This window comes from Pseudoteredinibacter isoporae (assembly GCF_040372805.1).
GTDB lineage: Bacteria > Pseudomonadota > Gammaproteobacteria > Pseudomonadales > Cellvibrionaceae > Pseudoteredinibacter > Pseudoteredinibacter isoporae_A.
Genome location: NZ_BAABWJ010000003.1, coordinates 272,662 through 299,190, shown reverse-complemented (window position 1 = coordinate 299,190; position 26,529 = coordinate 272,662). Strand labels below are relative to the sequence as shown.

The 26,529-nt window shown below is 50.1% G+C and carries 24 protein-coding genes; 16 read left to right on the top strand and 8 right to left on the bottom strand.

The annotated features are described in order from the left end of the window. Nucleotides 1-48: 48 nt before the first annotated feature. Nucleotides 49-369: an NGG1p interacting factor NIF3 gene (locus ABWW03_RS09440; protein ID WP_353407885.1), complete on the top strand. Its 321-nt coding sequence runs from the start codon at nt 49-51 to the stop codon at nt 367-369. Here the strand turns inward: ABWW03_RS09440 and ABWW03_RS09435 are convergent, their stop codons facing one another. Together ABWW03_RS09435 and ABWW03_RS09430 are read right to left on the bottom strand one after the other, a co-directional pair. Beyond that, nucleotides 370-972: an NUDIX hydrolase gene (locus ABWW03_RS09435; protein WP_353407884.1), complete on the bottom strand. Its 603-nt coding sequence runs from the start codon at nt 970-972 to the stop codon at nt 370-372. It lies immediately after the preceding gene. Nucleotides 973-1,111: 139 nt separating this feature from the next. After that, complete coding sequence (locus ABWW03_RS09430; protein ID WP_353407882.1) at nt 1,112-1,459, bottom strand: DUF3135 domain-containing protein; 348 nt, start codon at nt 1,457-1,459, stop codon at nt 1,112-1,114. 354 nt (nt 1,460-1,813) lie between these two features. On the opposite strand from ABWW03_RS09430, the gene ABWW03_RS09425 reads away from it, so the two are divergent. Further along, a complete protein-coding gene (locus ABWW03_RS09425) occupies nt 1,814-2,416 on the top strand; it encodes a CoA pyrophosphatase (RefSeq protein ID WP_353407881.1) in 603 nt (200 codons plus the stop codon). 72 nt (nt 2,417-2,488) lie between these two features. On the opposite strand, the gene ABWW03_RS09420 is transcribed toward ABWW03_RS09425, so the two are convergent. After that, nucleotides 2,489-3,235: a hypothetical protein gene (locus tag ABWW03_RS09420; protein ID WP_353407880.1), complete on the bottom strand. Its 747-nt coding sequence runs from the start codon at nt 3,233-3,235 to the stop codon at nt 2,489-2,491. Between the two features lie 200 nt (nt 3,236-3,435). Here ABWW03_RS09420 and ABWW03_RS09415 point away from each other — a divergent pair, with 200 nt between their 5' ends. From ABWW03_RS09415 to ABWW03_RS09355, 13 genes are all read left to right on the top strand, one after another. Next, nucleotides 3,436-3,960 (top strand): gamma carbonic anhydrase family protein, encoded by a 525-nt coding sequence (locus tag ABWW03_RS09415; protein WP_353407879.1) that lies wholly within the window; start codon nt 3,436-3,438, stop codon nt 3,958-3,960. After that, nucleotides 3,960-4,163, top strand: coding sequence for a DUF1289 domain-containing protein (locus tag ABWW03_RS09410; RefSeq protein WP_353407878.1), 204 nt, complete (start codon nt 3,960-3,962; stop codon nt 4,161-4,163). The genes ABWW03_RS09415 and ABWW03_RS09410 overlap by 1 nt, the downstream gene beginning before the upstream one ends. Nucleotides 4,164-4,187: 24 nt before the next feature. After that, a complete protein-coding gene (purT, locus tag ABWW03_RS09405) occupies nt 4,188-5,390 on the top strand; it encodes a formate-dependent phosphoribosylglycinamide formyltransferase (protein WP_353407877.1) in 1,203 nt (400 codons plus the stop codon). Nucleotides 5,391-5,491: 101 nt separating this feature from the next. Then, nucleotides 5,492-7,621, top strand: a complete 2,130-nt coding sequence (locus ABWW03_RS09400) for a TonB-dependent receptor (protein WP_353407876.1) — start codon at nt 5,492-5,494, stop codon at nt 7,619-7,621. 120 nt (nt 7,622-7,741) lie between these two features. Further along, nucleotides 7,742-11,674, top strand: a complete 3,933-nt coding sequence (gene hrpA / locus ABWW03_RS09395) for an ATP-dependent RNA helicase HrpA (RefSeq protein ID WP_353407875.1) — start codon at nt 7,742-7,744, stop codon at nt 11,672-11,674. A gap of 426 nt (nt 11,675-12,100) precedes the next feature. Further along, nucleotides 12,101-12,640 (top strand): HvfA family oxazolone/thioamide-modified RiPP metallophore, encoded by a 540-nt coding sequence (locus ABWW03_RS09390; RefSeq protein ID WP_353407874.1) that lies wholly within the window; start codon nt 12,101-12,103, stop codon nt 12,638-12,640. Between the two features lie 170 nt (nt 12,641-12,810). After that, on the top strand, nt 12,811-13,695 hold the full coding sequence (locus ABWW03_RS09385; protein WP_353407873.1) for an HvfB family MNIO-type RiPP peptide maturase: 885 nt from the start codon (nt 12,811-12,813) through the stop codon (nt 13,693-13,695). Beyond that, nucleotides 13,688-14,443, top strand: a complete 756-nt coding sequence (locus ABWW03_RS09380) for an HvfC family RiPP maturation protein (RefSeq protein WP_353407871.1) — start codon at nt 13,688-13,690, stop codon at nt 14,441-14,443. Before ABWW03_RS09385 ends, ABWW03_RS09380 begins: the two co-directional genes overlap by 8 nt. Before the next feature lie 532 nt (nt 14,444-14,975). Next, nucleotides 14,976-15,902 carry a porin gene (locus ABWW03_RS09375; RefSeq protein WP_353407870.1) on the top strand — a complete coding sequence of 309 codons (927 nt, stop codon included), beginning with the start codon at nt 14,976-14,978 and terminating at the stop codon, nt 15,900-15,902. A gap of 128 nt (nt 15,903-16,030) precedes the next feature. Then, a complete protein-coding gene (locus tag ABWW03_RS09370) occupies nt 16,031-16,444 on the top strand; it encodes a hypothetical protein (protein ID WP_353407869.1) in 414 nt (137 codons plus the stop codon). Between the two features lie 168 nt (nt 16,445-16,612). Further along, complete coding sequence (locus ABWW03_RS09365) at nt 16,613-17,344, top strand: MlaA family lipoprotein (RefSeq protein ID WP_353407868.1); 732 nt, start codon at nt 16,613-16,615, stop codon at nt 17,342-17,344. A 234-nt stretch (nt 17,345-17,578) separates the two neighbouring features. Then, nucleotides 17,579-18,196, top strand: coding sequence for a Crp/Fnr family transcriptional regulator (locus ABWW03_RS09360; protein ID WP_353407867.1), 618 nt, complete (start codon nt 17,579-17,581; stop codon nt 18,194-18,196). Between the two features lie 70 nt (nt 18,197-18,266). After that, the gene (locus tag ABWW03_RS09355; protein ID WP_353407866.1) at nt 18,267-20,408 is read left to right on the top strand and encodes an NADPH-dependent 2,4-dienoyl-CoA reductase; all 2,142 of its coding nucleotides are present in this window, start codon (nt 18,267-18,269) and stop codon (nt 20,406-20,408) included. A 41-nt stretch (nt 20,409-20,449) separates the two neighbouring features. Here the strand turns inward: ABWW03_RS09355 and ABWW03_RS09350 are convergent, their stop codons facing one another. After that, nucleotides 20,450-22,096 (bottom strand): dipeptidyl-peptidase 3 family protein, encoded by a 1,647-nt coding sequence (locus tag ABWW03_RS09350; RefSeq protein ID WP_353407865.1) that lies wholly within the window; start codon nt 22,094-22,096, stop codon nt 20,450-20,452. Nucleotides 22,097-22,255: 159 nt separating this feature from the next. Beyond that, on the bottom strand, nt 22,256-23,533 hold the full coding sequence (locus ABWW03_RS09345) for an aminotransferase class I/II-fold pyridoxal phosphate-dependent enzyme (protein WP_353407863.1): 1,278 nt from the start codon (nt 23,531-23,533) through the stop codon (nt 22,256-22,258). Nucleotides 23,534-23,649: 116 nt separating this feature from the next. Between ABWW03_RS09345 and ABWW03_RS09340 the strand changes: the two genes are divergently transcribed. Beyond that, nucleotides 23,650-23,922: a TMEM165/GDT1 family protein gene (locus ABWW03_RS09340; RefSeq protein WP_353407862.1), complete on the top strand. Its 273-nt coding sequence runs from the start codon at nt 23,650-23,652 to the stop codon at nt 23,920-23,922. An 8-nt stretch (nt 23,923-23,930) separates the two neighbouring features. On the opposite strand, the gene ABWW03_RS09335 is transcribed toward ABWW03_RS09340, so the two are convergent. The 3 genes from ABWW03_RS09335 to ABWW03_RS09325 all read right to left on the bottom strand — a co-directional run bounded on the left by ABWW03_RS09335 (nt 23,931) and on the right by ABWW03_RS09325 (nt 26,338). Further along, nucleotides 23,931-24,353 (bottom strand): GFA family protein, encoded by a 423-nt coding sequence (locus ABWW03_RS09335; RefSeq protein ID WP_353407860.1) that lies wholly within the window; start codon nt 24,351-24,353, stop codon nt 23,931-23,933. Between the two features lie 123 nt (nt 24,354-24,476). After that, a complete protein-coding gene (locus ABWW03_RS09330) occupies nt 24,477-25,016 on the bottom strand; it encodes a response regulator transcription factor (RefSeq protein ID WP_353407858.1) in 540 nt (179 codons plus the stop codon). Next, complete coding sequence (locus tag ABWW03_RS09325; protein WP_353407856.1) at nt 25,013-26,338, bottom strand: ATP-binding protein; 1,326 nt, start codon at nt 26,336-26,338, stop codon at nt 25,013-25,015. The genes ABWW03_RS09330 and ABWW03_RS09325 overlap by 4 nt, the downstream gene beginning before the upstream one ends. Nucleotides 26,339-26,529: the final 191 nt, after the last annotated feature.

Sequence of the window (26,529 nt, the reverse complement as noted above, 5' to 3'; positions counted from 1 at the left end):
GGGTGAGCTATGGCCCGGCAGATGTTCAGCACAATTGATGGAATCTTTATGAGCGAGAACTATAAACTCAGTTTTTATGTGCCCGAAACTCATCTCGATACGGTGAAAGCGGCGGTGTTTGCAAGCGGTGCGGGACGGCAGGGGGATTATGAGCATTGTTGCTGGCAAACCCGAGGGCAAGGGCAATTTCGCCCCAGCAAAGAGGCTCGCCCATTTATTGGCCTGGCTGATGAACTCAGTCAGGTGGCGGAATACAAGGTTGAGCTGTTGTGTGAAGCGGGGCGTATAGCCAATGCTATTGCCGCACTAAAGGCGGCTCACCCTTATGAGGAGCCGGCCTACGATGTGATCTCCCTGCTCGACATATAGTCAGCTGTCAACTGGCCCGGTGTTGCCCAGGGTATAACGAGCGGGACGTGGTGGTTTCCAATCCCGGCCTTTAGGGTGCACCAGATCTTCGCTGCGCATTGGAAAGGTTCCGTTTTGTCTATCCGCGAAATAGTGCTTCAGTGTTTTGCCTACCACCATAAAGGCAAGATCATCCCAGGGGATTTCGTCTTCACGGAACAGGCGCACTTCCAGTGACTCGGGGCCAGGTTCGAAATCCAGTGAATTCAAGTGGCCACGATAAAACAAGTGGACCTGATTGATCTGGGGCAGGCTAAACAGGGTGTACAGGCCATCGACTGCGATATTCGCGCGGGCTTCTTCCCAGGCCTCACGCAGGGCGCCTTCCTCGGTGGTTTCACCGTTTTCCATAAAACCCGCTGGCAGTGTCCATTTGTCGTAGCGCGGTTCAATGGCTCTGCGGCACAGCAAGACTTTGTCTTCGTGGATGGGGAGGCAGCCCGCAATAATTCTGGGGTTGCTGTAATGAATCGTTTCACAACTGTTGCACACAAAGCGTTCGCGATCATCGCCGGGTGGGACGATCAAGGTGACTTTTTCGCCGCAGTGGCTGCAATAGTTCATAAGGGACTCTCAATAACTCGAATGGAGAGATTATACCGAAGAGTTGCACCAAGTTTAGGGTTGAAAAGGGCGATTATTGGGTGGGCGGCGTATGGAGTTCGGTGATCGAGGAATCCCGATCACCGGAGGAAAACAGAAATTAGCGCGTGAAGCTCAGGACTTTGGCGTTCTCAACCGCCGGTGCAGGGCTGACATCCACTTTGCCGGTTTGCTCATTTAAGACCTGGCTTAATTCACCCAAGGACTTTTGCATCATTTCGTACACTTTCACGCAGGAACCCATTGGATTACTGTGCAGTTCACGCTGTGCATCGACCTGAAACTGAATGCCTCGGAGGCGGCGCTGCATATGACTCGGCGCATTGCTGATAGTGGCTTCAATCTGACGGCTGCGGTAAGCCTCAAACGCGGCAGGATCGTTAACAGCCAGATCTTTCAATTCGTCGAAGCTGAGCTCCGTGCTCGTTGCTTTAGGTTGACTACTCATAAGCTAACTCCTGTGCTAAGCGTTTGCAGATCGCTCGTACTCCGTCAAAAAATCGCGTTTGCAAACCAATGGTCTTGGGTGTTTTTGATATTGTTGTTTTTTTGACGCTGGCTGCATGGTAACAAGGCCATTTTGGGCTGTGTAGCCTGGCGCCTATATCTTCTTTTTATAAAAATATGCCTCTCTTAGTTGATTTTCAGTCATTTTGAACTAAGGCGTAAGGAAAAAATCCCTCGTCCCGACCTGCGGTAATGTCACAGATTTTTCTCTCAAAGCCCGAAATGGCGCGGATTTAGAGCATATTCAGTTAAATGGGTTTATACTCAAAGACACTGATTTATCCATGAGGACACTATGCTTACGCGCCTGCGGTCTGGCCTTCAACAAAGCCCCATTAGCCAGGAAACGGGGACAACTAACCGACAAGCGGCGGTTTTGTTGGCGCTCACTGACCACCCCAGCGAGCCAGAAATCGTGTTGACCAAGCGTGCAGAGCATCTCAATAGTCACTCGGGCCAAGTGGCCTTTCCCGGTGGTAAGTGGGATGAAACCGATAAAAGTCTTATGGAAACCGCATTGCGCGAAAGCCACGAAGAAATCGGTTTGCCTCCCGAGCGGGTAGAAGTACTGGCCAGTTTGCCGTCGGCCGAGACGCGCTTTGGCATCCACGTTACTCCGTTTGTCGGAGTGGTTCCTAAAGATCTTCAGCTCGAACCCAATTACGATGAGTTGGATGCGATTTTCAATGTACCAGTGAGCTATTTTCTCGACGATGACAATCGCAGTCGCACGGATATTTTTGAAGGGTCTATGGGCCGCTTTTGGGCCCCCGTTTGGCATTACGAAGGGTTTGAAATCTGGGGTTTCACGGCGGGCATTCTGGCCAATTTCCTGAATCAAACCTTGAACGCGGGTTTAGGAGAAGAGAGTCAGGCGCCGGTGAAAATTTTTGCCTGATAGCCGCCAGAGTTTCCAATAACGCTGCACCCTAACGCTTTCCAAGAATAGACACCCTGCCCGTCCAGTTCCCTATGGCCCCAAAATCTTCATGCGCAGATTTCGCCAGCGCATCGAGGTTAAAAACCACAGTCCATAGCCTGAGAACAGGGTAATCAAACCCAGAATAGACAGAATCCTCAGCGCCCAGTTATTGAAGTCTTCACGCGCATTAAAATCCAGGATGTGCAACATCCACAAAAAATCAAAACCTCGCCAAACCCAATTGCGTCTCGCAGTGACCCGGCCGCTGTTTTCGTGCACATAGAGGTTGGTCTTTTTCGGATGGTCGAAGGTAACTTGGTAGGCAGGCAGGGGGCCTTTGTACTCATTATTGTGTGCTTCCAGGCGAGTTACGGCCAGTACCGGGCTGGCATGGGCGAAATCGTCTTGGGCAATGGCGACAGCGGTGTCTTCGCTCACAGGACTCAGTTGCGCCCCTGTCTGGGCGTTGATCAATCGGCTTTGGTCACGATCCTGTTTGAACCAATACGCCCATTGGCCACGCCAATGAATAAGCTCTACCGTATGAATTGCTTTGAGTTGGACTTTGTTGCTCAGTTCATCGATCGGTAACAGTGACTTGCCCGCCAAAGAACCACTGCGGAGTGAGGCTTTGGCGGGGGAGACGTTGCGTTCATATTGGCCACGCACATTGTCGATATGGAACCAGGCGAAGTATGCACCACCCAATGTCCAGGCCAGAAACTGCAAGCCTATGACTATAGCCAGCCGTCGATGCCAGCGGCGCATAAAGCTTTGAAGCGTTTTTTGTCCCATCCTGTCCCCCGGTTTTGATCAATTACATCACAGCGTTATTGTTATGGGGCTGTGGCAAACCGTCGCAGCTTAAAGAAGCTGGCCCATCTCGTCTATGAATAGCGGTTATTTGTTCAACATACGCTCAATCTGTGGTGCTGAAATCTGGAAAGGCTCATAATACCGAGGTGATGGACTGTGAATCAGCGGATAAGTAAACAATGAAATACCGATTAGGTGATAAAGCCCCCCAGCTGCGTGGCGAGAAGCACTTTATTGCGCACAGCGCCGACGTCATTGGTGATGTTATTTTAGAGAACAACAGCAGTGTTTGGTTTAACGCGGTACTGCGTGGTGACAACGACACGATTACCATCGGGGAAAACAGCAATGTTCAGGATGGTGCCGTATTGCACACCGATCCTGGGGTTAAATTGACATTGGGGAATGGCGTGATTGTTGGACACAACGTTATGCTTCATGGCTGTGAAGTGGGTGACAACAGTTTGATTGGTATTGGTGCCGTGGTGCTGAACCGCGTGGTTATCGGTAAAAATTGCATTATCGGGGCCAATGCCCTGGTAACCGAAGGAACGGTTATCCCTGATAACTCGATGGTTTTGGGTTCCCCGGCCAAAGTGGTTAAGCAGATTGATGATGCCACCGCCGAGTTCCTCAAGCTTAATGCGCAAGTGTATGTCGATAATCTGGAGCGTTTTAATGAACAGCTGGAGCCGATTGACTGATGGTGAATATTATCAGTGAAACGGAAACGCCACTGCCTTCTCCGTGTGTTTCTATCTGTGTATTGAACGACGATGATATCTGCGTGGGCTGTTACCGCAGCGGTGACGAAATCAGCCGCTGGGGACGTTACAACAATGAGCAGAAACGCGCCGTTTATGAGGCTATGCAAGAGCGAGCCAAAAAGCTAAACCCATTTTTATAAGTTGTTATTTCTCCGGGTACATGTATGAGTTCGACGAATCAACAAGCAACGGTTTTTGGAACCCCTTTTTCCAGTGCGGCCACCAAGGTGTTATTGTGTGGCAGCGGCGAGTTAGGCAAGGAAGTCGCCATCGAATTGCAACGTTTGGGCTGTGAAGTGATTGCTTGTGATCGCTATCCTAATGCGCCTGCCATGCAAGTGGCCGATCGCAGCCACTGCTTTTCAATGTTGGACAGTGTGGCTTTGCGCCGCGTCATCGAGTTGGAAAAGCCAGATTATATTGTTCCCGAAATCGAAGCCATTGCTACCGAGACTCTCATTGAGTTGGAAAGCGAAGGTTTTACGGTTGTGCCGACAGCCAAAGCTGCTCAATTGACGATGAATCGTGAAGGCATTCGCTGCTTGGCGGCAGAGACTTTGGGGCTTCCCACATCGAGTTTCCGCTTTGCTGACACTCTGGAAGCCTACCAGGCCGCGGTCGAAGAGGTCGGCTTGCCTTGCGTGGTGAAACCGATCATGAGTTCTTCTGGCAAGGGACAGAGCCTGGTGAAAACCGAAGCAGATATTACCCATGCCTGGGAGTATGCCCAAGAGGGCGGACGTGCTGGCGCCGGTCGGGTGATCGTGGAAGGGTTTGTGGATTTCGATTATGAAATCACGCTGCTGACCGTGCGCCATCGAGGCGGCACCAGTTTCTGTCAGCCAATTGGTCATCGTCAGGAAGATGGCGATTATCGCGAGTCCTGGCAGCCACAATCTATGTCAGACGTGGCGCTTAGCAAATCCAAACAGGTGGCAGCTGCTGTGACCGATGCTCTGGGAGGCTGGGGTTTGTTCGGTGTGGAGTTATTTGTTAAAGGTGATGAGGTCTATTTCAGTGAAGTGTCCCCGCGTCCTCATGATACGGGCATGGTGACTTTGATCTCTCAAAATTTGTCGGAGTTTGCTCTGCACGCCCGGGCTATTTTGGGCTTACCGATTCCCGAGATCGAGTTTTATGGGCCGTCGGCCTCCGCAGTTCTCCTGGTCGAAGGTGAGTCGCAAAACTGTCGTTTCCATAATCTGCAGCAAGCCTTGGCGGAACCCGGTACGGATTTTCGTTTGTTTGGTAAACCTGAAGTGTCCGGGCAGCGCCGTATGGGGGTGGCGCTTGCCCGTGATAAAGATACCGAGACGGCGGTTGAGAAAGCACTGCGTGCCAGTGCTGCGGTTCATGTTCAACTTTAAATTTGACTAAATACGCCTGATTGTTTTTGTCTCTTGCATGTTGGCAGGGGGATACAAATAATCCTGCCAACATAATAAACATTTATCCTAAGCCTAATACTATGTCGATATCCTGCAAACGTTCAGTACGCTGTTCAGCCCTCCATGTTTTAACCGCATTGAAAACCACGGGAGTTTTCGCATTTTCGGGTTTGTCTCTTGCGGTGGCTGTTCACGCCCAGGCCAATAATGAAAGCATTGAGCAGATTATTGTGACGGCTGAAAAGACACCTCGCCGGGTTTCTGAACTGCCTTTAACGGTCAGCCAGGTGGACCAGCAACAATTGCAACTTATTGATGCGGTTCACCTCAATGAAGCATTGGCGAGAGTCCCTGGCGCCTGGATAAGCCGGGGTAATGGACAGGAACAATTAACGTCACTGCGTTCTCCGGTACTAACCGGCGCAGGAAGCTGCGGTGAGTTTTTTATTGCGGAAGATGGCATAGCGAGCCGGCCCAGTGGCTTTTGTAATGTGAATCAGCTGTTTGAGTTGAACACTGAGCAAGCCGGTGCCATCGAAGTTATTAAGGGGCCAGGTAGCGTTTATTACGGCGGTAATGCCTTGCACGGTGTAATCAATGTGCTGTCACCCGAGCCGAGGCAGGGCGGAGAGTTTAAGCTCGAAGCCGGTCCAGATGATTTCAGTCGGGCCCAGTGGCGTATTGGGCATCGTTCTGAACAGCACGCAACCGAATTGCGTGTGAGTGGCAGCCATGACGGTGGGTATAAAGATGATTCTGGCTATGACCAGCAAAAGCTGGGATTGCGCCATGATTACTCTGGTGTTCAGTGGTCATCAAAAACCTTGTTTTCGGCGAGTAATCTCAATCAGGAGACCGCTGGGTTTATCCTGGGCAAAGACAGTTTTAAAGATTCTGCATTAAAACGCCATAACCCGAACCCGGAAGCCTATCGTGATGCCAGTTCCTGGCGCTTGAGCAGTGAATGGCGCCGGGATTTTGGAGGCGACGCTAAGCTGAGCATCACACCTTATGCGCGCCACAGCGAAATGGATTTTATTCAACACTTTTTACCTGGGCAGGCGCTAGAGGAAAACCAGCAACGCAGCTTCGGTGTACAAAGTAAATGGCAGCAGAAAATCAGTGACACCCTGGCGTGGACTATGGGGGGCGAGTTGGAAGTGGCTGATATGGAGCTGCGAGAGTTTCAGGAAAATGAAACTGATAGCCCCAGTGCTTTTTTAAGAGCCACTATTCCGGCGGGGTTGCATTATGATTATCAAGTCGACAGCACGATGCTGGCGTTATTCAGTCAGTGGCGTTGGCAGTTGAGTGAATCGAGCTTGGTCGATGCGGGTCTACGCTATGAACGTCTGGAATACGACTATGATAACCGGACGACAGATGGGACCTTACAGGTCGATGGGACTCCGTGTACGTTATTCGGCAATGTTAGAACCTGCCGTCATGCCCGACCGGCAGATCGCGAAGACAGCTTCGACAATGTCAGCTATCAATTGGGTTTACAGCACAGTTTCAGTGAACAGCTCAGCGCCTATGTGCGCCTGGCCAACAGTTTCCGCGCACCGCAAACCTCCGAGTTATACCGTTTGCAAAAAGGGCAGGTTCAGGCGGATTTGGATTCCGAATCTTTGCAAAGCCTCGAAGCTGGCCTGCGCTATTTCTCAGAATCGTTCAGTGTTCAGTTAGCTGCATTTGCAATGAAAAAGGACGATTTTATTTTCCGCGATGGCGATGGCTTTTACATTGATGAAGGCAAAACCAAACATCGTGGTATCGAGCTGGACGCTAATTATACATTCAACGAACAATGGCAGCTGGCGGTGGCCGCAACCTGGGCGGAGCACCTTTACGACAATAATCCGGATCCGAGTTTGGGGAACATTGATGGCAATGACATCGATACCGCTCCGAATATACAAGCAAATACCCGCCTGCGTTGGCAGCCAAGTGAACCCTGGTTGGCTGAGTTGGAGTGGCAGTATTTGGATGACTATTATCTGGATCCACAAAACCTGCATAAATACAGCGGTCATTCTTTGCTTAACTTGCGCCTTGCCTGGCAACAAGACCATTGGCGATTGGCGGCGCGTATGAGCAATTTGACGGATCGGGATTATGCCGAGCGCGCCGATTTTGCCTTTGGGAACTATCGCTACTTTGTTGGCCAAGGCCGAGGTTTGTATCTGAGTGCGGCCTATCGTTGGTAAAACGGTGAGCCCGGGAAACTTTATGATTGAAGGGTCACTTGGGCCGACTTGACGGTTATGCTATTGAGCTGCGCGGCCGGGCGCAGCTGTAGTATACTTCCGGTTTTGCCAGTTTCCGCTATGAGTCAGTCCCCCAGCCAGAATTCTGAGCTGCAATCCCTATTTGAACAGTTACCCAATGCCATGGGGCGAGATGTGCATCGCCTGCGCCGACAGATACGCGATCTTCAATCGCGCCAGGGGGATGGAAAATCGATTGATCAGGGCTTGGAAAAACTGCAGAAGGCGCTGATCGGATCCTGCGAATTGCGTCAGCGACGCCAAGCATCCGTTCCGTTGATCGAGTTTCCTGAAAACCTGCCCATTGCGGATAAACGCGCCGACATCGCCAAGGCCATTGCTGAGCATCAAGTGGTGGTGGTGGCCGGTGAAACCGGTTCAGGTAAAACCACCCAATTGCCGAAAATTTGTCTTGAGTTGGGTCGCGGCATTGGAGGATTAATTGGTCACACACAACCCCGCCGAATTGCTGCGCGAACAGTAGCGAATCGTATCGCAGAAGAGCTTCACACCCCACTGGGTGACAAGGTGGGGTATCAAGTTCGTTTTAATGACCACTCCGGGCCCGAAACCTACATCAAGCTGATGACCGATGGTATTCTGCTGGCCGAAATTCAGAATGACCGCTTTTTAAACAAATACGACACGCTGATTATCGATGAGGCTCATGAGCGCAGCCTCAACATTGATTTTTTGCTGGGTTATATCAAAACCATTTTGCCGAAACGCCCGGATTTGAAAGTGATCATCACCTCGGCGACGATTGATGTTGAGAGATTCAGTAAGCATTTTAATGATGCGCCGGTTATAGAAGTTTCGGGGCGCACCTTTCCTGTCGATGTGCTATATCGCCCAATGGGTGAGCGCGATGCCGACGACCAGGATTTAAACAGTGCGATAATTGAGGCCATTGAAGAGATTCAAATCCTGGAACGCAGCGGTGAAAAACGCGGTGGCGACATTTTAGTCTTCATGAGTGGTGAGCGGGAAATTCGGGAAGCCGCCCTGGCCATACGAAAAGCGAACATTCCTCACTTTGATGTACTGCCTCTCTATGCGCGCTTGAGCCTGGCCGATCAGAATAAGGTTTTTCAAAACCATAAGGGCCGGCGAATTGTGCTCGCCACTAATGTGGCAGAAACGTCGATTACCGTGCCCGGGATTCGGTATGTGATCGACCCTGGAACCGCGCGAATTTCCCGCTACAGCTACAAGACCAAAGTCCAGCGTTTGCCGATAGAAGCGGTGTCGCAAGCCAGTGCGAACCAGCGCAAAGGGCGCTGCGGTCGTGTCAGTGAAGGTCTCTGCATCCGTTTGTACAGTGAAGAAGATTTTCTGTCGCGTCCTGAATTTACCGATGCCGAAATTCTGCGAACCAATCTCGCTGCGGTCATTCTGCAAATGTTGCAAATGCGCATTGGTGACGTTCGACACTTTCCCTTTGTCGACAAGCCCGATTCCCGTTTGATCAACGATGGTTTTAAACTTCTGCAGGAATTGCAGGCCATTGATGGAAAAGGCAACTTGAATTCAATGGGACGTCAAATTGCCAAGCTTAACGTCGATCCCAGTTTGGCCCGAATGGTTTTGGCGGCTGGGAAATTGGATTGTTTGGAAGAAGTATTGATTATTGTCAGTGCTCTGTCTATTCAAGATCCCCGTGAGCGCCCGGCGGAGAAAAAACAGCAATCCGATGAAAAGCACCGTCGCTTCCATGATGAACATTCGGATTTCGTCAGCCTCATTAATCTCTGGAAATACGCCGAGGAGCAGCGCCAGGCGTTGTCGCAGAACCAATGGCGTAAGCAGTGTAAAAAGGAATTCCTTTCCTATTTGAGATTGCGAGAATGGCGGGATATTCACCATCAATTGCGATTGGCGGTGAAGGATCTGAAGTTGAAGAGTAATGGCGAGCAAGCCGCGAGCTATGAAAGTGTGCACCGAGCATTGATCAGCGGTTTGCTGGGGCGGGTTGGTTTTCACGATGAAGAACGTGTTTACCTCGGTGCTCGAAATCGTCGTTTCAGTATTTTTCCTGGATCGGGGCAATACAAAAAACGCCCGAAATGGTTGCTTGCTGCTGAGTTGATTGAAACCTCTCAATTATTTGCCCATACCGTTGCCAAAATTGAGCCGGAGTGGGTGTTGGCGGCAGCCAAACATTTGGTAAAACGCAGCCATTCTGAGCCACATTACGTTGGACGAAATGGCCAGGTAATGGCCTTTGAGAAGGTCAGTCTCTATGGTCTTGTGTTGGTTGAAAAGCAGCGTGTCAACTATAGCCAGATTGACCCCGAACTCAGTCGCGATATCTTTATTCGTGAAGCGCTTGTCGAGGGGAAGTACCCCCAGAATCGGAAAGCAGCAGGGCATAAAGCCCGGTTTTATCAACACAATCAACGTTTGATCAGCGAATTACACGATCTGGAAGCCAAAAGTCGTCGCCGGGATTTGCTGGTAGACGACGAGGTGATTAACGACTTCTACCAACAGCGTATTCCCAAAGCCGTGGTAAACCTCGCCGGATTTGAACGTTGGCGTAAAGACGTTGAGAAAGAGCAGGCTGAGTGTTTGTTTCTGGTGCGAGAAACCATCATGCGACACAGTGCTGAAGGGATCACCGAAGCACAGTTTCCGGACGAGCTGAATTGGGAAGGCATGGGGTTTTTACTGAGCTATCATTTCGACCCCAAAGCACCGGACGATGGCGTCAGCGTTCACGTGCCGGTGGGGGCATTGCATCTGGTCCCTGAGGCTCGCTTAGAATGGTTGGTCCCTGGATTGCTGCGCGAAAAATGCATTGCGTTGGTGAAAACATTGCCCAAAGCAATGCGTAAACACTTTGTGCCGGTTCCGAATTTTGTCGATAAAGCGTTATTGGGGATGGAACCGCAGAATCGTCCCTTGTATGAGGTTTTGGGTGAGCAACTGAAACGCCACACGGCGGTGGAGGTCCCCAGAGAAGATTGGAACAGTGAGGCCCTCGATTCTTATTACCGCCTGAACATCAAGGTGGAAGATGAGCGCGGCAAGCTGATTGAACAGGGACGTGATCTGCTTGAGTTACGCGAACGGTACAAGGATCAGGTGCAAGAGCGCCTGGCCGACGCCGGTAGCAGCATCGAGCGTGAATCCATTAGCCAGTGGGATTTTGGTGAACTGGCCAAAAGCTGTGATTTAAAACGCGCTGGGGTGAGTATCCGGGCGTATCCTGCGTTGGTGGATGAAGGCAAAGAAACAGCCTTGCGATTGCAGGACAACCCTGTCGAAGCCGAGGTTCTGAGCCGTCGGGGGATTCTGCGTCTGGCCCTGCTGAATATGCCCAGCACCGTGAAATACCTGCACAAAAATACCTTGAAGCAGGGCAAGGATATTGGTCTGAGTGTCGCCAATATGGGGGCCCGTGATGCCGTTATTGATGACTTGTTGCTCTGCGCATTGGCGCAACTCCTGCCCGCTGAACTGCCCAGGCAAGAAGAGGCGTTCAACCTCTGGTTACAGGAGGCGGAAGCCAAGCTGACAGACAAAACCAACGACTTGGCCGGTGTGCTGGAAGGGGTTTTGAAGTCTTTGGTCGCTGTCAAAAAGACCTTGAAGCAACATAAGTCCCAACTGGCGATGGCCTATGTCACGGCGGATATCAACGAGCAGCTGGGCAGTTTGTTTTATCCGGGATGCCTGTATCTTCACGGTGCAGAGCGTATGGGGGATTATCTGCGTTATTTAAAAGCCATGAGCTTGCGGTTGGAGAAAGCCCCTTTGAACGTGCAACGTGACCGTGTCCAAATTGCCGAGTTACAGCCATTGTGGCAGCAGCACCAGGACCGATTGCAGAAAGTTGGGCATGCCGTCTATGAGCAAGACTCACAATGGCAGGAATATCGCTGGTTACTTGAAGAGTTGCGTATTTCTTTGTTTGCCCAGAGTTTGAAAACTCGCATGCCCGTTTCGTCTAAGCGCCTGAATAAGCTCTGGGCTGACATTATTCAGTAGAGTGTCGTGATTCAGCAAGGCGTGCGAATCGTTAGTTTGTCGCCTTTTGTGTCTAATGCTTTGAGTGTCAGCACGCTGACATTTCCCGCCGGTGGCCCCTGAAACAGCCGAATCATGATAGCTTTCTTTAATGAACTGCCTTCGTGAGGGGCTTTTCCCCTATTCGTTAGGGCAACGTTATAGAACTGTGACAACTTCCCGCTGTCTACTGAGTCATAATTCTCACATCGCGAGTTTTTGCAATCGCCAAGCAGGCCAAGTCGTTATACAGTCAAATGGCATTGTAAAAGCTTTTACTTAGGCTGGATTTGTTCTACTCTTTCAGAGCTGTTTTATCCAGTAATGGTGTGTAATTTCAATCACATGCGGCTTGTCGCATAACAGTACTAGACAGTAAGTACTACGCTTAATCAGAGGAAATGAAATATGTCTAAAAAAACTACAATGACTCCTATCGCAGCGGCTGTTGGTGCGGCAATGTTGGCATCTGCCTCCATGACCACTATGGCAGCAAGCGAGAACCCATTTGCCGCAACTGAACTGAGCAGTGGCTACCAGTTGGCTGCGGCTGACCAGGAAGGCAAGTGCGGTGAAGGCAAGTGTGGCGAGAAGAAGGGTGAGAAAGAAGGCAAGTGCGGCGAAGGCAAGTGCGGCGGCGACAAGAAAGCTTCTAAAGAAGGTAAATGTGGCGAAGGCAAATGCGGCGGCGACAAAAAAGCTTCTAAAGAAGGCAAGTGTGGCGAAGGCAAGTGTGGCGGTAAGAAAGCCGGTGAAGGTAAGTGCGGCGAAGGCAAATGCGGCGGCGACAAGAAAGCTTCTAAAGAAGGTAAGTGCGGCGAAGGCAAATGCGGCGGCGACAAAAAAGCTTCTAAAGAAGGTAAGTGCGGCGAAGGCAAGTGCGGCGGCGACAAAAAAGCTGCGAAAGAAGGTAAGTGTGGCGAAGGCAAGTGCGGTGGTGCTGCCTAAGCAAGTGTAAGCACTCAAATGTTTGTGAGTGTTTAATGCACAGAAAGCGCCGCAATCGCGGCGTTTTTTGTATCTAAAAACGACAAAAAAATTATTAACTCATCTAGCCCGCGATAAACGAATGCGTATTAAACGCGAAGTTTCGAATCGGAAATCCAGGAGAAAAAACAATGCCAGTAAATGATACGTTTCCTGTGCAAGGTGTTGGCGTTGGTCTGCGCCGCAGTATGCTAGATGATGCTCGTTCACTCAGCTTAGACGATGTGCAGTTTATGGAGGTCGCGCCAGAAAACTGGATCGGCGTTGGTGGCCGTTACGGTCGACAATTTAAAGAATACAGTGAACGTTTCCCAATCGTTTGCCATGGCCTGTCCTTGTCTATCGGTTCACCGGATCCTGTGGACGTTGATTTGGTGAAATCCATTCGCCAATTTATGAACGAACATAATGTGCCCTATTATTCTGAGCATTTGACCTATTGCAGCGAACAAGGGCATTTGTACGATTTGCTCCCCATTCCATTTACGGAGGAGGCGGTGCGCTACACCGCAGAACGTATTCGCCAGGTGCAAGATATTCTGGGTGAGCGCATCGCTATGGAAAATGCTTCTTACTACTGCGCACCAGGCCAGGAGATGAGTGAGATTGAATTTATTCGGGCGGTGCTGGACGAAGCGGATTGCGATCTTCTGCTCGATGTGAATAACATTTATGTCAACAGCATTAATCATGGCTATGACCCCGGCGTATTTTTGGATCAGCTTCCGGGAGAACGCGCCAAGTACATTCATATTGCTGGTCATTATGACGAGGCAGATGACCTCAAAGTGGATACTCATGGTGCCGATGTGATCGACCCCGTGTGGACTTTATTGGCGAGGGCCTACCGCAACTTTGGTGTTTTGCCGACGCTTCTGGAGCGTGATTTTAATATTCCCCCGGTTAATGAATTGATGCTGGAAGTGGATAAAATCAAAGCGATTCAAAATGACGCTCAACGACAGCCCATTGCTGCGGTTGTGCAAGATCAGCCAGGAAGTTCGCAACATGTCTAAACCGAATTTTCAGCAGCTGCAGAATACCATGGCGTCTCATTTGCGAGACCCTGCCAATATTGCTGGTCCAGCTGATGTTGAACAGCGTCGCCTGAAGATCTATCAGGATTTAATTTTCAACAACATCGAAGGCTTTATTTCCGGAGCGTTCCCGGTTTTACGTGACCTGTACAGTGATGAACAATGGTTGGCGCTGGTGCGTACGTTTGTCATTCAGCATGAAAGCCACTCACCTTATTTTCTGCACATCAGTCAAGAATTCCTTCAGTTCCTGCAAAACGATTATGAGATGGGACCGAATGATCCCGCCTTTATGTTGGAGCTGGCGCATTACGAATGGACTGAGCTGGCGCTGGATGTTTCCGAAGGGCAGGAACCTGATACCACGGCATTGCAGGCTTTAGACGACAATCACCTATTGGAACAGAGCCTGCGTCTTTCACCGCTGGCCTGGCCATTATCCTATCAATATCCAGTGCATCAGATTGGCCCTGATTTTCAGCCCCAGGACGTCCCGGAACAAAATACGTTTCTGGTGGTTTATCGACAGGATGAAGAGGTTAAATTTATCCAGTCGAACGCTGTGACCGTCAGATTGTTGTTACTTCTTGCCGAGCAGGATCAGCGTTCCCTTCACGATGTCCTGGCCCAATTGGCTGAGGAAATGCAGCACCCCGAACCTGAGCAGATTATCAATTTTGGTTTGAGTCTGGTGCGGGATATGTTGTCAAAATTGATTCTTTATTAAATCGAAAACTTTCGCGGCGGGCTGGACATTGGCTTTGATTGATTCTTGAACAACCCGGTTTGCCGAAGCGAAAGCTCCTCCTTTTTATTGTCTCCGACCAGTGGCGATTCTTGCGGCTTGATAACCGAGTGGCGTGTCTTTTATTTCTTCAAAACGAAATGCGCGCCAACTCTCGAATTCTATTTTAAGACAAGCCCTGGCCTAAACAGCAATCGTATTTTATAAGCGTCTGATTTTCCTCACGATTTAATTTCTTTGAAATCCTACCGTAAATCCCCTGCATGGTCATATAACTGAAATATTTCGCCGGTAGATTAGCTGCATTCGTTTTTTGAGCCAGAGCCTGGCTTTAAAAAAACTGTAATGTTTCTGTCATAAACGCCGATAGCGGGCTTAAGTGATAGTAAGTGGGCTCTGGACGTGGTTTTTGAAGTACCGGGTGCCATTACTGAGATGGCGCTTAACAATATTAAAAGCGCGTTAACTAGCGTTTGAACAGATAGCTGAAATAATCGATATAGGGGACTACTCCATGAAAAAAGCACTTTTGCCTCTGGCTATTGCTGCTGCACTGCCAATGTCAGCCCTGGCTGATGTAACTGTTTACGGTAAAGCCAACGTTTCTCTGCAGTCCACCGACGAAGGTGGCGATCGCATCACTGAATTAGTAAGCAATGCCTCTCGCATCGGCTTCAAAGGCAAAGAAGACCTGGGTAATGGTCTGAAAGCTATCTACAAGTTTGAATACGAAACGCAAATCGATGACGGCGACAAGAGCGGTCAGACCTTCACTCAGCGTAATATCTACGTTGGTTTGGAAGGTGGCTTCGGTCAGGTTATCGCGGGTAAGTTCGACACTCCTCTGAAAAAAGCTCAGAAGAAAGTTGACCTGTTCAACGATCTGGAAGGTGATATCAAATCCATCATCACCAAGAGTGACAACCGCACCAGCAACACCGTTCAGTACACCACGCCAAAGTCTTGGGGCCCTGTCCAGGCTAAAGTTGCGTACGTTGCTTCTGAAGACGACAACGTAGACAACGGTGTTTCTTCTTCTGTCGCTTATAACGACAAAGACGCTGGCGTTTACCTGGCCGTAGCTTACGATCAGGACGTTGAGAAAGAAGGCGCTGACGTTGTTCGTGCTGTAGGTCAGTTCAAGCTTAGCTCTTTGCAGTTGGGTTTGTTGTGGGAAGATCAGGACGCGGGTACGTCTTCTCTGCGTGACGGCGACGGCTGGGTTGTGTCTGCCAAGCTGAAAGCGTCTAAAACGGTTGCACTGAAAGCTCAATACGGTCAGTCCGACATCGTTAAAGAAGACGGTAAGACTTGGAGCTTGGGCATGGACTACAAACTGTCCAAGAAAACCAAACTGTACGGTTTCTACACTCATGAAGAAGCTGACAATCTGGCTGAAGATAACGATTATGCTGGTGTCGGCATCGAAATGAAGTTCTAAGATCGCTTGCGATCAACCCGGTATTTGATATCGGGCACTTCATTTAAAATGCCACTTGGAAACAAGTGGCATTTTAGTATCTGGGCTACAATGCCTACCTTTCCATTTTCTTCACTTGGAGTATCAACATGAAGTCTCTTTTGATCAGCAGTCTACTTGCCCTTACTTTGGCCTTTCCGACTTGGGCCTATGCTCAACAGGACGATGAAGATTGCGTATACGCCGTTGATATCGATGATGAAGATATGTCTGATTACAATATTTGCGGCAAAAACAGCGGCATCAACAAGGTGTTGAATGACCTTATTGATGGTGGTGAGAAAGGTTCTACTGCCTCGAAAGAGTTTAAGGAAAAGGTCGAGAAGGTTGCCCCTGTTAAGGTGAATTGGTTGAAGAGCCCTGATGCTCTGTCTCAGCGCCGCTTTGAATTGCTCCAGTTGATTGCATTGGAATGCCCGAAGGGTTTCGAAGTGAAAGGCGAAAAATACGCCGTGGGCCCTAACAATGCCCTGGATCTGCAGTTCGACTACCGTTGTAACTGATTCTAAAGACCATTCGATATTTCCAGGTTGGTCGTTTGTTGATCAGCCTGGCCTGCCTAATGATTAACAATTCTTATTAGAGCTATAGCTGAATCCTTGGCCATTGCAATTGTCCAAAGCCGTTAAGCAACCTACAATAGTTTAATGGTAAAAATCAGGGGAAATGACGTGACAATTCGCAAACTAGCCGTTGCAGCCGTGCTCAGCATGGGTCTGGCTGCCGGTGCAGTGGCTGAAGAGGCCCAGGAAAAGAAAAACCCCGCAGATCCATGGGAAGGTTTTAACCGAGGCGTATTTGCCTTCAACGATGCTGTGGATGGCGCGGTGCTTAAGCCAATTGCTAAAGGCTACAAGGCGGTGACTCCAGATGTTGTAGAAACCGGTGTAAGCAATGTATTCAGCAATCTCGGCGAAGTTGGCAATATCGTCAATGGCTTGCTGCAGTTCAAACTGGGTCAGGCCAGTAATGATACCGGCCGCCTGTTGATCAATTCCACCTTTGGTTTGGCGGGTATCTTTGATGTCGCCAAGCACATGGGACTGGAAAAAGGGACCGGTGAAGATTTCGGTCAAACCCTGGCAGCCTGGGGTGTTGAGTCCGGCCCTTATGTGGTTCTGCCTTTGCTTGGACCAACCACCGTGCGTGATGGTGTTGGCTTGCCTGCAGACAGCTATTTAAACCCTATTTCCCATGTTGATCATGTGCCTACTCGTAACTCTGCTTACGGCGCTGACCTGATCGACACTCGCGCGTCGCTGCTTGGCGCTGAAGGTGCGATTTCCGGTGACAAGTACAGCTTTATTCGTGATGCCTATCTGCAGCGCCGCGAATACCTGATCAATGACGGCAAAGTTGAAGATGACTTTGGTGCCGACCTGGATGAAGAGGAAGACTTTTAAGTCTTCCGGACTCTCGTCTCCCACCGATAGGACTCGGGCCAAACACGGCAGAGTCCTTCGGGTTCTCTCTCAAGCCGCTATCCCCCCCTCGTACAGCACTTATTTCGTTTGAGCTCCCCCCTCCTGTTGTTTAGCTATATACCGAGATTTCTCCCGCTTCAAGCGAGCGTATTACGGCGTTCTAGCTCGACTGGACTATAATGGGCGAAAAGTGTGATAGCAGCTAAGGCCTCGATGAAAGCGCTAGATAAACAAAACCAACAACATTATTTGCAGAGCATGTTTTCGGTATTGCAGCCCCAGGGCGATCTTACCGAGGAGGAGTGGCAGGGGTTGTTGCCAAGTTTGCAGCTGGCCACCGTAGAGCCCAAAACACGTCTGCTCCAAGCCGGTGATATTGCCCACGAACATCACTATATTTGCCGGGGGCTGGTGCGTCTGTTTTACACCACTCCCGAGGGGAAAGAGCTTAACAAAGGGTTTTATGGCGACGGTTATATTGTGGGCAGTTTAAGTGCTTTGATTTTGGACGAACCCTGTCGCTTTTCCATCGAGACCATCGAACCCTGTGTTGTGGTGCGCTTACCATTGAAGGCATTGGACTCCATTATTCAAGCGGGCAATGGCTGGGATCGCCTGATGAATTACAGCTTTAAGATGATGCTGATTCGAAACGAGCGTCGGGAGGCCGAATTGTTGACCATGACGGCTAAGCAGCGTTTCTTGCAATTTGTCAGGAATTTCCCAGATTATCTTGAACGCATACCCCAGTATCACATCGCTTCTTACCTCGGCATTTCAGCAGTGGCTCTGTCGAAGTACAAGCGTCAGTGGTTAGCCGAAGGAGATTAAACTAGTTTAACGACAGTGCCTCAGTGCCTGCCCTAATATGCCTCAAAATAATTATCTTCAAGAGGCCGGTATGTCTGTTTCCCCCAAGTACCCTCATCCCAAGTCCGCTCATCCCAAGTACCCCCGTTTGTTTCAAGCTCTGGATCTGGGCTTCACTCAAATTAAGAACCGCGTATTAATGGGGTCCATGCACACGGGTTTGGAACATGCTGGCAGTACTGGATACGGTCGAAAACACGGTTTGTTATCTGAAGAAGCGCCCAAGAACGACTTTATGGAACGCCAGGCGGTGTATTTTGCCGAACGTGCACGGGCAGGGGTGGGGATGATCATCACCGGCGGTACCCCTCCGAACACGGAATCCACGGTCAGTAACGATCCCGGTGAAGCCTTTTGTTTGCCCGAGCAGGTCGCAGGGCACAAAAAAGTGACTGATGCGGTAAAGGCGGCAGCTGCGGATTGTAAGATCTGTTTGCAAATTCTCCATGCGGGTCGTTATGCCATGACGGAAAAACAAGTGGCTCCGTCTCCGGTTAAGTCGTATATCAACCCTTATACACCACGAGAAATGGACGAAGAGGATATTCACCGTACGATCGGCGATTTCGTGAATACCACCGAACTGGCAAAACAGGCGGGCTATGACGGTGTTGAGGTGATTGGTTCGGCGGGTTATCTGTTAAACACCTTTTTGTCGGAGCGAACCAATCATCGAGAGGATCAGTGGGGAGGCAGTTTCGAGAATCGAATGAGGTTTTCGCTGGAAATCATTCGCCAAATTCGAGCAGCGGTGGGTCCTGAGTTTATTGTTATTTTTCGAATCCCTGCGATGGAAATGATCGAAGACGGTTTAAGTTGGAACGAAGTGGTGGAACTGGGCCGGGCTTTGGAAGTTGCCGGTGTGAATATTTTAAGTACCCACTTTACCTGGCACGAAGCCCAAGTGCCGACGATATCAACGCGAGTGCCCAGAGCTGCCTTTGCCCAAGTTACCGGCAAATTGCGAAAAGAAGTATCGGTGCCACTCATCACCAGCAATCGCATCAATATGCCCGATGTTGCTGAACAGGTTTTGTTGGATGAACACGCCGATATCGTTTCCATGGGGCGCCCCATGTTGGCTGATCCTGAATTTGTTGTGAAGGCTTATGAGCAACGGGAAGACGAAATTAATACCTGCATCGCCTGCAATCAAGCGTGTCTGGATCATGTCTTTCAAGGGAAAACGGTCAGCTGCCTGGTGAACCCAAGAGCTTGCCATGAAACCTTGCTGAACTATACGCCCGTGAGCGTAGCGAAGCGTATTGCGGTGGTTGGTGCCGGTCCTGCGGGGTTAGCGTTTGCCACCACGGCAGCCATGCGTGGGCATAACGTCACTCTGTTTGAAGCCGGTTCGGAAATAGGGGGGCACTTCCAGCTCGCAAGACGTATTCCAGGTAAAGAGGAATTCGCTGAAACCATTCGCTATTACCAAACCATGCTGACTGTGCACAAGGTTGAGCTACGACTCAATTGCCAGGTGGATATAGAGCTACTCAATCAAGGCCACTGGGATGAGATTGTCGTTGCAACTGGAATTAAAGCCCGAGTTCCGGAAATAGAGGGCATAGACAATCCAGTCCTGAGCGATAAAATTCTTAGCTATCATGATGCTATTTTAGGAAAAAAAGCCATCGGCGAGAAAGTCGCAATCATCGGTGCGGGTGGTATCGGTTTTGATGTGGCTGAACTCGTGAGCCATGCTGGAACATCGGCGGCGCTGGACATCAAGGTTTTCGCCAAAGAATGGGGAATCGATTTTGACAACCATCCTCGCGGTGGGGTCGCTGGGATCATTCCCACCATCGAAACCTCCGGTCGAGAGATCTTTTTGTTGCAGAGGAAGTCGACGGGGTTTGGAAAAAGTCTGGCCCCCACCACTGGTTGGAGTCATCGCCTGAGTCTAAAGCGACGAGGCATCAAAATGTTGGCAGGGGTTGAATACCTTCGTGCCGATGAAGACGGTTTGCATATTTTGTGCAACGGCGATCTTCAATCTTTAGCCGTGGATACCATTATTATCTGCGCGGGGCAGGAGTCCGACAATCGCCTGTATGGAGAGCTTAAGGCGAATGTTAAGAATCTACATCTGATTGGAGGTGCGGAGTTAGCCCAGGAAATCGATGCTAAGCGGGCGATAAAACAGGGCTGTGAGTTAGCCGCGGTGATTTAAAAACTTGGTCAGGGAGAGAAACCTCCCTGACCTTTTTGACGTTACAGTCCGAGGACCTGCTTGCCTTGCTTAAAGGTGATATCCACCGGAATGTTGGCCTGTTGTAAACGAGCCAAATCAGCTGCTAGACCGTCTCCAATATTGCCTTTTTCTTCGAACAGTTTACCAACACCTTGATAGTCGCCTTCACCTTGTAATCGCAAAATGAGTTCAGACAAAGACGCCATGGCCTTGCTCATATTGTCCATGTTCACACCGTACTGGCCTTTGTCGTTGCGGAAGAACGCCCCTTTTTCTTCAAAATAATTGAAGCGAATCATGTTGGCTTTTCCGTGTGCAGAACTGGCTCCGAAGCGAACCGAACGGAAGATGCCCGCGAGGAAGGTGGTGTAGTAGTCTTCCAGCTGGCCTTCCGTAATGGTGCCGTCCTTGAGCAGTTGGCTGACCATGTACAGGCCGAGAATGTCGGCCTTGCCTTCTTCCAAAGCGGAGGCGTGTTCCTTCAAGGCCTGGCGAACAGTGCCTTTACCATTGATGGTGTTTTTAATCCCCAAGCCGTGAGCAACTTCATGAAACATGGTGTTGCTGAAGAACGCATTAAAGGTGATGTGTTTGCGTTGCTCGGGAACAATCAATACTTCGGCAATTGGCTTCAGGGTGTAATCGAACTTGGCCCGCATGGCGTTTTTTAATTGCAGGCGACGGGTGCCTTTAGACAGTTGAACTTCTTCATCATTGGGCAGGTTAATCGCGATGGTTTTACCACCCGCATTCGAATGGCCGGCGTAGTAAATGACATCGTAGGCGTTCAGGTCAGCATTGCTGCCGGGGATCTCTTGCTTGTATTTATCGGCAACGGGCAAGCCTTTTTGCAGAGCGGGTAAGGTGCTGGCAAATTTCTCCAGGCGTTTACTCCAGCCCATATCTTTTACCAATACATAGGCTTCATAGGCCGCACGATAACCATAAAGCTGATCTTCATAGGTTTCGATTGCGCCGATAACCACATCGATGGGGTTATTTTTCATATCCATCCAGGCGATGTCCGAAGGCTGATAATCGTCGCTGGTGATGGCTTTAGCACGCAGGCGAAGGTAGTTGGCAAAATCCTTGTCTTCGGCCAATTCCGCCGCACGGTTCAACAATTTAGCCGCTTCAGCAAGTGGTTTGGCGTAGGCTTCACTGTATGGCACCGAGCGTAGTTTTCCATTGACCTCTTTGACCAAAGAATAGAGCCCATCCTTGTCGGCGAATTGCGCTTTTTCAAAGGCTTCTTTGCTCATGTTGTGCGGATAAAACTCAGCACCCAGGGCTTTGGCTTTGTAGCCGCTCAGAAATGCTTGATCGGCCTTCAGGCGATCCCATGGGCCGTAGTTAATATCGGCAAAATTGCGCGCTTTAGGGTCTTTGATGCTGGCTAAAAAGCTCGCCTTATCCTGATAAAACGCCTGTTGCCAAAAGAGATCGTCCATAATTTTTGAGGCGTCGATCAGCACAGCCAACATTTTCTTTTGATTCTCGCTCAGATGGCTGAGATCGCTGTTAAGGGTAACCTCTTGGTAGATATCCAGACGGTCTTTGAATTCGGGTAGCAACTGGGGTTCGGCGGCGAGACTCATTTGACTGACTGTCAGGCTTAGCAGTGCGGCGCCGGTTATTTTTCGGCCCAGTTTGGCAAGTTGTTTCATCATCCACTCCTGTCGTGTCTTTTGTGTTCTTAGTTAAGACGCTTGGTGACGACATTCCCTGAAACGCTTGAGGCTTGTGGGGCTGTTGACAGAGGCTTTCGGCAAGAGAGGGGCAAGCAACTGATCGCGCTTGCCCAAGAGTGAGGTAAAGAGCTTTGTTTACGCGGCCAGTGCCTGCTCAACCGAGGCCAATTTTACTGCGCAGACGAACACCTGCATGGCCAGATCGACGTCGTCTACCGTCGGTACGCTTGGCGCAATACGAATATTGCTGTTTTGCGGATCGCTACCATAGGGGTAGGTGGCGCCGGCCGGGGTGAGTTTGACTCCCGCTTCAGCAGCCAGATCGACCACTCGTTTGGCCAGGCCTGGGCGAGTATCAAAGGAAACAAAGTAGCCCCCGGCAGCCGATTGCCACTGGCCGAGGTCGTTGTCTCCAAAGGCCTCTTCAAGACGGTTCAGAACCACCTCAAAACGTGGGCGCAACAGATCAGCGTGTTTCATCATGTGAGCTTTGAGGCTGGCCAAGTCGGGGAAGAGTTTGGCGTGACGCAGTTGGTTGACCTTGTCCGGACCAATGCTGGCAATGGACAGGGTTTGTTTAAAGGCTGCCAGGTTGTTGGGGCTTGCGGCCATAAACGCGACGCCAGCACCGGCGAAGCTTACCTTGGAGGTCGAGGCGAACTGCAGAACCGAATCCTCGGTTCCGTGTTGCTGGCAGTAGTCGGCAATCGAGGCCAAAGCCGGTGCGTTCGCGTTTAAATCGTGTAAAACATAGGCATTGTCCCAAAACACTCGAAAGCCTTCACCGGCAATCTGGCCAAGCTTGGCAATGCGTTCGATGGTGGCCGCGCTGTACACCGTACCGGTTGGGTTGGAGTATTTGGGGACGCACCACATGCCTTTAATGCTCGGATCGGCTTTAATCAGGGTTTCCACTTGATCCATATCCGGTCCGTCTTCGTTCATGGATACGGTCAACATTTCGATACCGAAGTGCTCGCAAATTGCGAAGTGACGATCGTATCCCGGCACTGGACACAGAAACTTCACGTTGTCTTGTTGTTGCCAGGCGCTTTCAGGGCCAGCATAACCAAAAAAGTAGGCTTGCATCATGGCCTGGAACATCAGGGTGAGGCTGGAGTTGCCGCCGACCAGAATCCTTTCCTGGGGTACTGACAGGATATCGGCGCCCAGCTGTTTCATTTCGGGTAGACCGTCAAGGCCACCATAGTTGCGCACATCGGTGCCATTGCTGCTGTTATAATGGCCAGCCAGAATGCCATCCAGTTGATTGGACAGATCCAATTGCTCACTGGAAGGCTTGCCGCGGGTAATGTCCAGCTGCAAACCTTGGGTCTTAAAGTTTTCAAATTCCTGCTGCAGTTGCGTTTGCCACTGTTGCAGTTGTTCTTGGCTGGCTTGATTGAGATCCACGGAAGGCTCCTTTGTTAATTGCGTTGCTATGCTGGGTGCTATGCCTGTCAAGGCGGCCGCATTATAGCTCAATGGCTGGGACAGCGCCTTGATAATCATCAGGAAGGAAGACGATAGTGGATGTGAAAGTTTTCGCCACCGTATTTATTACAATATTTCTGGCCGAGTTGGGTGATAAAACTCAATTGGCGACATTGCTCTTTGCCGCCGACAAAGAAGTGAATAAATGGACTGTGTTTGTTGGCGCTTCTCTGGCGCTGGTGGCTTGCGCGGGAATCGGTGTTTTACTGGGACAGTATGCATCCCAGTATCTCAATGAAAAATGGTTGAACCTGATTGCCGGAGGTGGATTTATCCTGGTGGGGGCGTGGACCCTCTGGCGAGCCTGAACTCAGGATTACTTTGCCAAATAGGGCATCATTTGCTTGGGAGGCCCGGCTTGTTGTTCCAGGTTGTCTTTGATTTCAAACCTTGGGTCGCGGCTACTGACCCATAGATGACCTTCGGGCTCGAAATCGTTCGGGTTGTTTAGGGTCGCAGCCAAGCAAACAATCACGTTGTCCAACACACTTAAGTCTGAGTAGATGGCATCTCCACAGTCATGGCAGCGGTGCTCAGTCATCTCTTTGCCTGAACCACCCAGGCTGCGGAAGCTGTCGGTTTTGCCGTGAAAGTCGATGTCTTTTTTCTGAATTAAAAACACGCTGACACAGGGGGCGCTGTTTCTTTTCTGGCAAGCATGACAGTGGCAGTAGCCTGAATACAAGGGTTTGTTTCTGACTTGGTAGCTGATTTGGCCGCAGCGGCAGGCTCCATGCATAATCTTATTCGTCTTTTTTGAAGTGAAGAATAATTATAAACTTGCATTAGAGAATGTATAGGACCACTCTGAACAATTCCAGTGCCCAGATTGTCATCGTCGCCTGAACAAGCTGTTTTGGATTTACTGTTTAACTGGGCGTTTTTGCAATTTTCTTTGTAACGTTCTGCGGTGCATGCCGAGCGCTCTGGCGGTGGCGGAAATGTTACCATCGTGCTCGTTGAGAACCCGTTGAATGTGCTCCCATTCAAGTCGGTTTACCGAAGGCGGTTGATTGCTGATTTCCACATTGGCATTTCCCTGGGCTTGTTCAAAAGCGTGCAATATGTCGTCGGCGTCAGCGGGTTTGCACAGGTAGTTAAGTGCACCCAGTTTGATGGCCTCCACCGCAGTGCTGATGCTGGAGTAGCCGGTCAACATTACGATGGCCAAATCAGCTTGCTTCTGCTTTAGTTTATCAATCAAATGCAGACCGGATTCTTCAGCCAGTTTTAAATCTACGACTGCGCGGGAAAACATACAGTGTTCGCACAGGGCCAGTGCCTCAGTGATGGTGTTGGCCGTGTGAACGTCGAAGCCTCTTTTCTTGAATGCTCTTTGCAAAACATGCAAAAAAATTTCATCGTCATCGACAAGGAGTAATTTCTCGGCGTCTTCTGTCATGCATGCTCCTTGGGCAAGGGTAGGCGAAGCTCAGTGTGGGTGCCCTTGTTGTCGCGATTATACAGTTTGATTTCTCCACCATGTCGACTGATGCTGGCATGACTCAGAAACAGCCCAAGGCCAAATCCTTTGCCTTTAGTGCTGACAAACGGTTTGCCAAGTTGTTCGGCAATGTCCAATGGAATGCCCGGGCCATTATCGTCAATGGTGAGAATAAACTCCGATTCATTCCAATGAATGTTAACGTCGATATTGCGCGGGTTGGCGTCGGCGGCATTATTCAACAGATTTAACATGGATTGGCCAATGGTGGCGTCGAAACTGACCTGGCGTTCCTGGCAGTTTTCGGCCAGTTGAATTGTGGCTTCGACTTCGGGACGCATAATGAGCCACTGTTCAATAATGTCTTCGCAGTATCGATGCAAATCCTGTTTTCCCTGGCTCGCCGCCTGGCTTTGTTCGGCTCGATTGATCAGGTTTTTTAAGGTGTGGTCACACTGCACCAGCTGCGATTGCAGCAGTGCCAGATCCGCTTGCAGTTCGGGCTTGTCGGGGTAGTCATCCTGCATTTCACTCAGCAATGTTTTTATCGTGGACAATGGCGTGCCCAGCTCATGCGCTGTGCCCGCAGCGAGAGTGGCAACGGCCATCAATTGCTGATTGAGCATTTCTTCTTCACGCAATCGGGTGAGGGCTTGATCTTGGCCGCGAATGTTTCGTGCCATCTGGACGACAAAGTAACTGATCAGTAAAGCGCTGGCCATAAAATTAATCCACATGCCCAGCGTGTGCATGTTCCATTGCGAACCGCCATGGTTCATCCCCGTGTGGGTGCCATCTTGTACCATGGTTAGTTGATGGTGGTGGCTCATGGGAGACAGTTCTTCAATGGGAATATGGTAAACCAACAGCACCGTATAGGCTGCCACACTGATTGCTGTGAGCAGTGCCGCGTAATTCCAGCTCAGGGTAGCGGCGGCGATGCACAGGGGAACAAGATAATATGACACAAAAGGATTATTAGCGCCGCCGGAAAAATACAACATGAGACTAATACAAAGCGCGTCCAGCAACAGCTGTGAAAAAAACTCCAGCTCGGTCACAGGCCAAGGCTTTTGCAAACGCAACCAGGTCATCAAATTGATGGCAGTGATGCCGGTGAGAATCAAGCCTAAGACGGTGTAGGGCAGAACCAGGTGCAGAGCGAAATAGCTGCTGATCAAGGCGATGCAAAGTGCGCATATTAACAAGCCGCGAATCACCATGAGGCGACGTAGATTGTTGGTGGGGGCGGCTAAACTAAATGAGCGGTCTTGAGTCATGATGGGGGCATACTTGGGCTAAACACTCTGCAGCAAAAGTGGGCGGTTCCTGATGGTGAGTGCAACGCTGTTGGGGGCATGTGTTGTACGTAATATCAGGAACCACCTTATAAGCTATGAGTCGATAGAGTAAGGCAGAGCAGCTCATTTGCCTACTGCTTACAGAATAGAATTTAATCCGGATCAAACCG